Here is a 10,730-nt window from a genome sequence, read left to right on the forward strand (position 1 = left end):
TCACTCCTTTTCTACCGGTATACCAGCTTTTTTCATTTTTTCTCGATACTCATCTTCATATTGTTGATAGGTATGAACTTCTACTTCATGATTCCACGGATTAATGTGTCGAACCATACGATTGTTACTAATCATATTGCGGGTAGGACTTAAGAAAACCCCTCCCATATGCATTAACTTACTCATTGGGAAGTAGGCAAAAAGAACACTCACTAAAAATATATGGATAAAAAACATTACACCTATTCCCTCAGGGAGAACGGGTTGGAAAGTAGCTAATCCAATAGCCAATTGCTTGACGGCGATTAAATCCACTTTATAGAAGTAACGCATCAAGATTCCTGTCGTTGCAATACTCATAATCATAAACAGTGGAAAATAATCGGCTGGAAGTGAAATGTATTTAACTTGTGGAATAAAAATTCTTCTAAGGAACAAAAACGTAATCGCCACTAAAATAAAAACATCTGTTAGATAGAGTGCCGGTAACCCAATCTGTAACATACCGTCAATGCTTTCCATTAATTGCACAAAGTATGGAACAGGTGACAAGAAAAATCTCAGATGTCTTAAAATAATTATTAGGAATGACCAGTGAAAGAATAAACTACCTAACCAAAGCCATTTTGCAGAGCCGTAGGCGAGTTCAGGGCCATTCTTCCCTTCTCTTAGTTCAGTCTTAGTGTTACGAAATAGCGAGCGAAAAAAGAGGATTTCCATTGCCATTCTGACAATGACACCTAGAGCGCTAGTAGGGTTTTCAATCTTATTCTGTTTAATCCAAGGGAGGGATTTTTGTTGTCCAATGGTTGTCGGAATGCGAAACGGTACTGGTGATTGACCCCATTTGACCACTCGGTAGATAAATCCACCTACAAACATAGTTAAGGCTACATAAGGTATGATAATGCCAAACGCGTAATGTAAACTTGTTATATAGGCTCCCAAGGTGGCGACTATAATGAGTACAATGACTGAGATGAGAGAAAACAAGATTTTCACTCTACGACCTCCTTCCTTTATTTTTGATCATTGTGTTCAAATTCCTGAACTGGGATTTCTGACATCAGATTCGCTTTTTTCAATAATGTAAATGTCATGCGTTTCAGCTCATCCGTCTTGAGCTCATAGATTTGTTCTCGGCATTTTACATATATGTCAAAGGCCAAAAGAGCTAGATCATCAATTTTAGATTCAAACCCTAATAAGGCACTTGAGATCTGGCCCAGCCTGATTTCCTTTTCCAGTTCCTCCCGAACTATTGTTTTAAGCATAAATATAAAGTTTAAAGCCTTAGCTGGTGTAAAATCTTGTATTGCTCTTACTCTGATAATATCCTCAAGAAACGGCAATCCTTCTGCAAAGGTGTCTCCTTCGATAAGTGTGCTTAAGATACTTTCTATCCCATTAGAAAAGGTGTGCCCTATCGGGTTAGCAAACTGATCTCTCTGATTTTTCAAAAATCCGGAGGTATCCATAGGATACGTAGCAATAATAGCATCAAACCACTTTTCTACAATGGCGGATTTTCTTTCTTTAAGGAGATCTCTAAAGAATAGTTCCATTTTGATCACTCCTTGTTCATATTTCGATATTGTTCTTCGAGCAACAAAATTCAGTCGATGCTGAATGGACCAATTCCCCACCATTCAACATCGACCTTTAACCCTGAGAACGTTTTCACATAAAACAGCGTTCCAACACTCCTTTTAACCACTTTTTATCAAGCGAAGGTTTGTAATAGTATCTCTATAAATACGTGCTATCGAAAGAATAGAATTTGTTCTTATTATCACTATCAGTCTAAGGAATTTTTCTTAGCTTGTAAAATTCTATTTTCTTATAGATCAATTAGATAATCGTATTGCTACTATAATAATTAGTATAAAGAAAACTTGGCTGGCGCCAAGCCTTGGCGAAGGCGGCCGCCTTAGTTGCCCTTATGCTTCCAGAAAGTATATTACGAAGTTATACTTTCTGGCTAGTATAACAAGAGGAACTGAAAAACTCAGTCCCTCTTGGATTCTTGGTTATCTTAACGCACGTGCCAGTATTTCATTGAGCCGATTCACCATTCCTCTTGGATCAAGGATAAGCCCCGCTGCAATTTGTGCGTTTTCAAATATTTGTTCTGCAGCTATTTTTGCAAAGTCATCTCCAGTTTTGCGTGCTGTTTCCAAACGCTTAATCATAGGATGTGCTGCATTGATTTCTAAAACGCTGGGGCCTACGTTATTAAGGTCTTTATTGACGAGTTGCATCATTCGTTGCATACTATTCGTCCCATAAGGACTGAGAACTACGGCCGGACTGTCTACTAAGCGTTTTGATTCTCGTACATCAGTAACCTTACTACCTAAAACTTCTTTAAGCCAACCGGTTAAGGCTAAGACGTCCTCTTCAGACATGGCTTGTTCATTTCTAGCGTTCTGTTCAACATCGTTTAAATTTAAATCCGCTTCATCCGCTGAAATGAGACGTTTACCTTCAAATTCCCTGATCGCCCCAAAGATGTAATCGTCAATCGGTGCATAGGTATAGATTACTTCAAGTTCTTTATCTCGGAAAATCTCCAAATAAGGACCGGATTCGATAACCTCACGCGATGGGCCATTGACATAATAGATAGCCTCTTGCCCTTCTTTAATCCGACCTACGTAATCCCCTAACGATATAAGCTCTCCTGGCTGAGTTTTTGACGACTCGAATTGCAGAAGTTTGACAAGTTCTTTTTGATGAGTATAGTCATTGGCAGCCCCTTCTTTAAGGTAAAGATTAAACTTCTCCCAGAATTCTTTATACTTCTCGGGTTCCGAGGTCGCTTGACTCTCCAGAAATTTCAGGAAACGAGTTGTGACCACTTTGTTGAGTTTACTGATTAAAGCGCTGTCCTGCATTGTTTCCCTAGAAATATTAAGAGGAAGTTCCTCACTGTCCATTACCCCTCTTATAAAGCGCAACCACTCTGGTAAAACCGCTGGAGATTTTTCTTGGATAAGAACTTTTTTGCAGTAAAGATTCACACCAGGTTCAGTTCGTCCAAAACCAAACTGTTCGAAGTTCTCCTTGGGAACAAATAATAAGGAGTTAATATTTAGAGGGGCGTCCGACGAAAAATGCAAACGCAAAAGCGGTTCGTCATGGGCATTAGCTATGAATTTATAAAATTCGTTATACTCATCATCCGAAATCTCACTTTTATTCTTTGTCCAGAGGGCGTCAACCGTATTTACTTTCTTACTATTAAGCAATATGGGGTAGGGCACAAAACTTGAATATTGCTTAATGACTCTTTGGACAGTTTCTTCCTTGGCAAAATCATAAGCATCTTCTTTTAAGTGGAGGACTAGCCTTGTTCCTCTAACAGCGTCTTCACCTTCAGTAATAGTATAACTACCGACACCGTCGGATTCCCATACATAGCTACCCCCTTCTTGGTGATAGGAGCGTGTATAGATTGTCACCTTATCTGCTACCATAAACGCAGAGTAAAAACCCACTCCAAATTGACCGATGAGATTCAGATCTTTTTGATCCCCCTTAGCTGACAAGTGCTTGATAAATTCTTTGGAGCCCGAATGGGCGATTGTCCCCAAATTTCCAACCAACTCATCTTTAGTCATCCCTATTCCAGTGTCAGTAATGGTTAAAGTATGTGCATTGTCATCCGTATCAATTTGGATCTCCAAAGCTAAATCTTTATCCTTTACTTCTGGTCCAGTCAGCTGCGTGTAACGTAATTTTTCAATGGCATCAGCCGCATTAGAAATAAGTTCTCGTAAGAAAATCTCACGCTCGGTATAAAGAGAATGAATGACAATGTCCAATAATTGCCTAATTTCAGTTTGAAATTCCTTTGTTTCTACTACTGTACTCATTCCTTACCTCCATTGTTTATTTATAGCCTCTACTTATGCTTAGTTTAATAAAATTTTACCAAAAGTGCAAAGGCTTTTATACTGATATCAACGTTAGTATGTTTTGCAAACATGCTTCGAACTTCTGATCATCTTCAGTTACTCTTTTTTTCGGTCCCTTAGTTCTTCCACCACCACGTCGAAACTTTGCTTTGGCTTCTCGTTCTTCAAGCAGAAATTCAATCTTGGCAGGGTCAAATTCACGTCCTGCAGGACTTAAACAATGGACTCCTTTTCCTAATAACATTGCTGCTAATCCCCAATCTTGGGTGACAGCCACATCTCCTGCTTGAGCTAAATTCATAACTCGAATATCCGCCTCTTGAGATGAGTTTCCAACTACAACGTGATGTTCGGAAACAATATTGTGATTAAAACTGGCCACTGTCCAAACTGGAATAGAATAGTCTCGTGCTAACTTCATGCATATTTGTAAAACCGATTTTGGACAAGCATCAGCATCCACAATTAGTTTCATAACTTAAACCTCACCCCCCTGTGGTGATTGGGTAGGGGCAATTCATGAATTGCCCCTACATGATAGTGGTCTCCTTCAAACCGTCTTCTGTCTGGATCACTTTTTTCTCTTTAAGCAATTTGCCTAGGGCTCTTTTAAAGGCAGCTTTACTCATATTTAAGCGACTTTGAATTTCAAGCGGACTACTCTTATCATGGAGCGCTAGAAATCCTTCATGATTCTTGATCCCTTGGAGGATTTTTTCTGTATCACTATCTATCTGAAGATAAGAAAGATCTCTTGGCGATAAGTCAAGCTTGCCATCGTCCCTAACCCTAATCACTCGAGCTTCAACCTGATCCCCTTCTATGAGTTCAGTGAAATACTCATTGACTGGTATTAGCCCAAGATACCGATTATCGACCGCTACAAAAGCCCCAATTTCAGGATTGACCGAATAGACCGTACCTACCACTTTGTCATTCTTCAGATAAGGCGCTTCCGCCGAAAGATACTCATAAATCTGGGTCGTAGCGCTCAACCTCTGACTCTTGTCCAAATAGACTTTTACCAAATAGCTTTTCCCTACTTGAATCGGATATTTTTGTTCCTTGAAGGGCAAAAATAGCCCTCTTTCTAAACCCAAATCTAAGAAGGCGCCGATCTTCGTCTTGGCATTTACCTTTAGATAGGCTAAGTCCCCTAATTGAGCTAGCGGTTTTCTGGTCGTAGCGATCAAGCGTTCTTCGGAATCTCGATAAATGAAAACCTCTAATTCATCCCCCTCTTTAGCGCCCTCAGGTAATTGCTTAATGGGTAGAAGGATATTGTCGTGCCGTACCCCTGTGTCCGCATCTAGGTAAGCACCAAAGGATGTGAAATTAGAGATTTTAAGAGTCTGAAATTTCCCGATTTCAATCATTTCATTGTTCCTTTCCAAATCAATGACAAATAGTTCATCTCTTTAACAAAAAAATGCACCATCCATCTCCATTCATTATAGCGAATGGTGATAAGTGGTGCAAATTGTCATTGTTCTCCTCTCGATTCGAACTTAGAAATAATCGAGTCCATCCGACTGTTCATGGCAATTTGGATGGCAATACTGGCAACCACTAGGGCAACAAGGACCAAAAATGCTCGAAGTGGAGTAGTTTAAAATGCTCTCCTCATCGTTTTCCAGAACATTAGTCCGGATTTCGAGATCATTGTCGTACTGAAGAGTTGAGGAATTCTCTCGTTGTGTTGTCATAAACTCGAATCTCCTTTTTTAATTATTCTATGCAAAGCATTTGTCTTAGAATCCTCGAATATTACCACATTATACTACTTTGGAATAAACTTCTATTTGCGGAGCCAACGGTCTAGCGCGAACTTGTTGGTTTCACGGTTTAAGTCGGCTATGTTGGTTGTTAAAGGAATGTCCTTCGGACAGGCACGAACACAGTTTTGGGAATTACCACAATCCGCAATTCCACCTTCATCGAGTAAAGGCTCTAACCGTTCATGTTTGTTCATTTCTCCTGTTGGATGAGCATTAAAGAGACGAACCTGAGAAATTGCCGCCGGTCCAATGAATTTAGATCGATAATTGACTTGAGGGCATGCTTCCATACAGCAACCACAAGTCATACACTTTGATAGTTCATAAGCCCACTGCCGTTTTACTTCTGGCATTCTCGGCCCGGACCCAAGATTGTAAGTACCATCTATAGGAATCCAAGCATGGACTTTTTTAAGGTTCTCAAACATAATTTGACGGTCAACCATTAAATCCCGTACCAACGGGAATTTAGTCAGTGGTTCAAGTACAATTGGCTGTGCCAGTTGATCTATGAGAGCAGAACAAGCTTGTTTCCCTTGCCCATTAATATTCATCGTACAAGCTCCGCAAACTTCCTCCAGACAGTTACATTCCCAGACGACTGGGGTCGTCTTCTGTCCGGCAGAGGTCACAGGGTTTTTCTGGATCTCCATTAAACACGAAATAACATTTAATTTTTCTCGATAGGGAATATCAAACTCTTCCCAGCGACTTGGCTTATCAGGGCCATCTTGACGACGAATTTTAAAGTGTATTGTTTTTTGTTCAGCCATCTTAATTCACCTCTACTTTTCTATATCAATAATGGCGAGGACGTGGCGGAATCAAGGATACGTCAACGTCTTCATAACTAAGTTCTGGGCCACTGGGGGTCCAACTCGCAATCGTTGTTTTTAAGAAATTCTCGTCATCACGTTCCGGATACTCAGGTTTATAATGTCCGCCCCTACTCTCATTGCGTCGTAAGGCTCCTAAGGTAATGACTCTTGCCAGTTCTAACATATTCCAGAGCTGACGGATGAACGTACCTTCTTGGGTTCCCCATTCGACATTATCGCTTCTGCCAATATTCTGCCAGCGTTTCATAAGTTTCTGTAGCACTACGTCTGTTTCCTCAAGTTTAGCGTTGAAGCGTATGACCGTCACATTCAACGTCATAATGTCGCCTAGTTCTTTATGGAGCAAGTAGGGGTTTTCTGTCCCTTTCATAGCCAGGATCTTCGCCCATTGCTCGTCTTGAAGTTTCTTCTCTTTGATAAAGACTGGTTCAGTGCCACTTGGAGTTTGAATCTTGTTTTTCTTAATGTACTCCATTACTTTAGGCCCAGCGACCATTCCTCCATAAATTGCCGAAAGTAACGAGTTCGCGCCTAGTCGGTTGGCCCCATGGTATTGGTATTCACATTCCCCCGCAGCAAAAAGTCCTGGAATATTCGTCATCTGATCGTAATCGACCCACAATCCACCCATGGAATAATGAACTGAAGGGAAAATCCGCATTGGCACTTTCTTCGGATCATCACCCACGAACTTTTCATAGATTTCTATAATTCCGCCAAGCTTACGTTGTAAGACTTCAGGATCGATATGTGATAGATCGAGATAGACCATGTTTTCGCCATTAAGGCCGAGACCTTGGTCAAAAACCACTTCATAAATGGCACGAGTCGCGATATCGCGAGGAACCAGGTTTCCATAGTCCGGAAACATTTCCTCAAGGAAATACCATGGTTTGCCATCTTTATAGGTCCAGATTCTACCTCCTTCTCCGCGGGCGGATTCGGACATGAGCCGGAGCTTGTCATCGCCCGGAATCGCGGTGGGGTGGATCTGGATAAACTCCCCGTTGGCATATTTAACGCCTTGTTGATATAACGCTGATACAGCGCTTCCCGTACAAATTGTCGAGTTTGTGCTTTTGCCAAAGACCGCGCCTGGGCCACCAGTCGCAATAATCACAGCGTCTGCAGCAAACGACTGAATACCCATACTCCGAAGGTCTTGAGCGACAATGCCTTTACACGTTCCTTCCTCGATCACCGTAGAAAGCAATTCCCACTGTTCGTATTTCTGTACCATGCCTTCAACTTCATAACGTCGAACCTGCTCATCGAGAGCATAGAGAAGTTGTTGGCCAGTTGTGGCCCCCGCAAACGCCGTTCGGCAAAATTTCGTCCCACCAAAACGGCGGAAATCGAGTAACCCTTCCGGCGTACGGCTAAACATGACGCCCATCCTATCCATCAAGTGAATAATCCCTGGCGCTTCATCACACATAGCTTTAACGGGCGGTTGATTGGCTAGGAAATCCCCACCGTACACCGTATCGTCAAAGTGAAGCCAAGTAGAGTCCCCTTCTCCTTTGGTATTAACTGCTCCGTTAATGCCTCCCTGAGCACATACCGAGTGGGAACGTTTAACGGGTACTAACGAGAATAAGTCGACGTGCGTACCGGCTTCGGCCATCTTGATCGTAGCCATCAGTCCAGCAAGGCCACCTCCTACAACGATGACTTTACTCATCCCTTGAACCTCCTAATTTATGTTTTGTTTTTGGTCTAAGATTACTTATTTCAGAAAAGCAGAAATATCAAATAGCCCAATCCCTGATAAAACGACGAACACTACAGCCAATGAATACGACCATACTTTCTGAGAATGGGGTCCAATCGTCAAACCCCAAGTAATGGCAAAAGCCCATAGTCCATTCGTGAAATGAAAAAACCGCAAAAATCACGCCTAGAGCATAAAAGAAAAGTCCCAAAGGCTGACTTAGAAACTGTTGAAGCGCCGCAAAATTGGCCTCCCCAAAACGCAAGAGATAGACGTGAATAATGACAAATAGCACGGTATAAAGACCGGAAATCCGTTGGATAATATAGAACCAGTTCCGAGCATATTTATATCTCAAAATATTGCTTTGACCAGTATAAACAACCCAGGTTCCATAGACAGCATGGAGCGCAATAGGAATAAAGATAATTAATAATTCAATTATGAAAATCCCCGGAAAGCTTTGCATAGTGTGGATAATCCGATTATAAAGTTCCGCCCCCCCAAGAGCCGTTAGATTAAGAACCATGTGAAACATTAGAAAAATTCCAATAGGCACTAATCCTAGTAATGAATGGACTCTTCGAATTAAAAAGTGATAGGGTTTTTGTGTCGTACTCATATTCTTTCCTCTCCTCCCAATACATTTGAGACCATATTCTCGACGAATCTTCCGCTGTGTGACTTATTAATCTCCCTCCATAAGTTAGTATAAAAAATTGAATAAAACCTTGCTTATAAACCAAGCAATCTTTGTGCCAATTTAATAGAATTTAATAAATTTTCAGTTATCGAATCGGGCAAAGAGATAATTCATTGTGTTATCTAGGTTTCTACAGAAGTAATTACCATTTTCTCCCAACCCGAGTTCAACAAATAAAGCCTAATTAACTTCTAAATATTTATAAATTCTAGAATTTATAAATATAAACTTCTAGCTTTTAGAATTTAACGTCTTTACTTATACATTTTTAGTCTCATGACATTGTCTTAAGTTTATTGTAGAGCGTTGCCAAGGATATTTTTAAAGCCTTGGCGGCTTGTTTTTTACCTTCAACGGAGTCACCATAATGTTTCAAGGCCAAACGAATCATCTGCTTTTCCATTTGTTCAAGGGGCATGAGTCCTCCGAGCACCGGTTCAGGAGGCATTTGCGCCTGTGAATCCACCAGATTAAGAATATACTTATGAGTAATGATTTCTTCTTCGACCGTAACCATAGCTCGTTCCAGAACATTTTGAAGTTCGCGGATATTACCAGGCCAATTGTATTGCATTAAGATCTCCTCAGCCTGGGTTGTCAATCCTTTAACGTGCTTTCCAAATTTACGGTTAAACTTAACAATCAAGGATTGAACATAAGCCGGAATATCAGCTTTGTGGTTACGTAGGGGTGGTAAACGTAATTCAAGGACATTGAGTCGATAATAAAGATCCTCACGAAAATCGCCACGTTTGGTCATTTCCAGGAGATTGCGATTGGTTGCTGATATGACTCGTACATCCACTTTAATGGTCTGAGTCCCGCCAACCCGTTCAAACTCCATTTCTTGTAAAATTCTTAGCAATTTAACTTGCAAACTGAGATTCATATCTCCAATTTCATCTAAGAAAATAGTTCCACCATTGGCTAACTCCATCTTGCCCAACTTGGTTTTAAGGGCTCCTGTGAAAGCTCCCTTTTCATGCCCGAAAAATTCACTTTCGAGAAGCGTCTCAGGAATTGCCGCACAGTTCACTTTGATAAAAGGCTTGTCAAATCTCAAACTGGCTCCGTGGATAGCATGAGCGAATAATTCTTTCCCAGTACCGGATTCTCCAGTAATCAAAATGGTTGAGTTGCTTTTTGCCGCTTTACGGGCCAAATCTAAAGCGCTTTCAAATTCTGGTTGGCTTCCGATCAAATCATCAAACGTATATGAACTCGTCGAAATTTGATTAATACGGGTTTGTAAATCATCAATCACTTGGTTTGAAGCTCTTAATTGCTCCATCAATTTGTAAATATCCGTCAAGGGCTGAAAAACCACGACTGCCCCTTCCATTTTTCCATCTACGACAATGGGGGAAGCGTTAGCAACCACCTCCACATCTGCTCCACCTACCACAGCACGATGGGCAAATACAGCTTCATGTGTACGTAAAGATCGTGCCAGTGCTCCGTTTGGTGAAACATCAAATATATTGTTACCAATTCGTTGACCAGCTGGAATTGAGGTAACACGGCTAAAAGAAGGATTAACATAGTTAATATTACCATCGATCCCCGCTACTTCGATCGCCTCCTGAACTGAGTTCAAAATGGCATCAAGCTCACCTTTTAATCGTTTTATATTAGCTAACTTTTCCTTCTCTTCGATAATGTACATCATTAGATTGGCCCCTTGAGCCTCAATCACAGCACTTGTTTTTTCTTTAGCTTTTCTCAATTTCTTGTTGTACTTGGGATACGCCAGTAGCTTCTATGATTACATCCAGA

The 10,730-nt window shown here is 41.0% G+C and carries 9 protein-coding genes and 1 pseudogene; all 10 read right to left on the reverse strand.

The genetic code is table 11. The features are described from left to right. On the reverse strand, positions 1-1,002 hold the full coding sequence (gene dsrM / locus UF75_RS14010; protein ID WP_045575221.1) for a sulfate reduction electron transfer complex DsrMKJOP subunit DsrM: 1,002 nt from the start codon (positions 1,000-1,002) through the stop codon (positions 1-3). 17 nt (positions 1,003-1,019) lie between these two features. Further along, a complete protein-coding gene (locus UF75_RS14015) occupies positions 1,020-1,565 on the reverse strand; it encodes an RsbRD N-terminal domain-containing protein (RefSeq protein WP_045575222.1) in 546 nt (181 codons plus the stop codon). Positions 1,566-2,030: 465 nt separating this feature from the next. Continuing rightward, complete coding sequence (htpG, locus tag UF75_RS14020; RefSeq protein ID WP_045575223.1) at positions 2,031-3,878, reverse strand: molecular chaperone HtpG; 1,848 nt, start codon at positions 3,876-3,878, stop codon at positions 2,031-2,033. 76 nt (positions 3,879-3,954) lie between these two features. Beyond that, a complete protein-coding gene (locus UF75_RS14025) occupies positions 3,955-4,395 on the reverse strand; it encodes a DUF188 domain-containing protein (RefSeq protein ID WP_045575224.1) in 441 nt (146 codons plus the stop codon). A 55-nt stretch (positions 4,396-4,450) separates the two neighbouring features. Further along, positions 4,451-5,296 carry a S1-like domain-containing RNA-binding protein gene (locus tag UF75_RS14030; protein ID WP_045575225.1) on the reverse strand — a complete coding sequence of 282 codons (846 nt, stop codon included), beginning with the start codon at positions 5,294-5,296 and terminating at the stop codon, positions 4,451-4,453. A 132-nt stretch (positions 5,297-5,428) separates the two neighbouring features. Beyond that, positions 5,429-5,626 (reverse strand): hypothetical protein, encoded by a 198-nt coding sequence (locus UF75_RS27165; RefSeq protein ID WP_082075149.1) that lies wholly within the window; start codon positions 5,624-5,626, stop codon positions 5,429-5,431. Between the two features lie 92 nt (positions 5,627-5,718). Continuing rightward, on the reverse strand, positions 5,719-6,471 hold the full coding sequence (gene sdhB, locus UF75_RS14035; protein ID WP_045575226.1) for a succinate dehydrogenase iron-sulfur subunit: 753 nt from the start codon (positions 6,469-6,471) through the stop codon (positions 5,719-5,721). A gap of 25 nt (positions 6,472-6,496) precedes the next feature. Continuing rightward, positions 6,497-8,221 (reverse strand): succinate dehydrogenase flavoprotein subunit, encoded by a 1,725-nt coding sequence (gene sdhA / locus UF75_RS14040; RefSeq protein ID WP_045575227.1) that lies wholly within the window; start codon positions 8,219-8,221, stop codon positions 6,497-6,499. A 45-nt stretch (positions 8,222-8,266) separates the two neighbouring features. Beyond that, positions 8,267-8,873: pseudogene (locus tag UF75_RS14045) on the reverse strand (succinate dehydrogenase). A gap of 355 nt (positions 8,874-9,228) precedes the next feature. Then, a complete protein-coding gene (locus UF75_RS14050; protein ID WP_242860239.1) occupies positions 9,229-10,680 on the reverse strand; it encodes a sigma 54-interacting transcriptional regulator in 1,452 nt (483 codons plus the stop codon). Between the last annotated feature and the right edge of the window lie 50 nt (positions 10,681-10,730).

Source organism: Desulfosporosinus sp. I2, from assembly GCF_000960765.1.
Lineage (GTDB): Bacteria > Bacillota > Desulfitobacteriia > Desulfitobacteriales > Desulfitobacteriaceae > Desulfosporosinus.